Genomic DNA, 625 nt, shown 5'->3' with positions numbered 1-625 from the left:
ATACTCAAACGTCATTCTGTATTCCTCTTTATTGATGCAAAAATATAAAACGCATTTAAAAGTTAATAGTATTTAAAAGAAAATACCACCTGATGGGTGGTATTAAATTATTTTTAACGGATGTTTTTTAAACGCATACTACATCTCCGCCGCCGCCTCCTGAATTTCTCCAGTAGCAAGTTCTTGTTTCCGGAGGGCAGCCGTAAATTTCTACACAACTTTCTTTTTTAATAAGCCCTCCTTTAACTTGTTTTAAGTTTTCTCTTGAAATTTTTTTCAGATTTTTCATAGTTATATTTGTTTGATTGTTAGTTTATCTTTTATATCCCATCTCCGCAAAGATGCATTGGGATCAGGCACGTGATTAATTTGTACGGTTTCATAATATTAACAAGGGAATGATCCATCTTCCCAAGGCGGCGGGCAACTCATACTTGATGGTGCTGCACAGCAATGCTGTAATGATGGTGGGTAAAATGAGCAACATTCAGGCTCTATACCTCCTTGTACTTTTTGTAAGCTTTGTCTTGAAATTTTCTTTAAATTTTTCATGGTAATATTTTTTTGACTATGACTAAGGTAAAGAAATTATTTCATTCGGAGGTGATAAACGGGTTTTATTTTG

2 protein-coding genes are annotated in these 625 nt (G+C 34.1%); both read right to left on the bottom strand.

Features of this window, described 5'->3' with window-relative positions; translation table 11 throughout:
* Positions 1–127: 127 nt before the first annotated feature.
* A complete protein-coding gene (locus tag BBH99_RS22450; RefSeq protein ID WP_165601938.1) occupies positions 128–289 on the bottom strand; it encodes a bacteriocin-like protein in 162 nt (53 codons plus the stop codon).
* 98 nt (positions 290–387) lie between these two features.
* A complete protein-coding gene (locus BBH99_RS23165) occupies positions 388–552 on the bottom strand; it encodes a bacteriocin-like protein (RefSeq protein WP_449384793.1) in 165 nt (54 codons plus the stop codon).
* Positions 553–625: the final 73 nt, after the last annotated feature.

This window comes from Chryseobacterium contaminans, from assembly GCF_001684955.1.
GTDB lineage: Bacteria > Bacteroidota > Bacteroidia > Flavobacteriales > Weeksellaceae > Chryseobacterium > Chryseobacterium contaminans.
The sequence above is the reverse complement of the archived record's forward strand: the minus strand, read 5'-3'. Positions and strand labels throughout refer to the sequence as shown.

Coding starts and splice junctions, on each gene's coding strand:
- BBH99_RS22450 (WP_165601938.1), bottom strand. CDS start 289: ATGAAAAATCTGAAAAAAATTTCAAGAGAAAACTTAAAACAAGTTAAA.
- BBH99_RS23165 (WP_449384793.1), bottom strand. CDS start 552: ATGAAAAATTTAAAGAAAATTTCAAGACAAAGCTTACAAAAAGTACAA.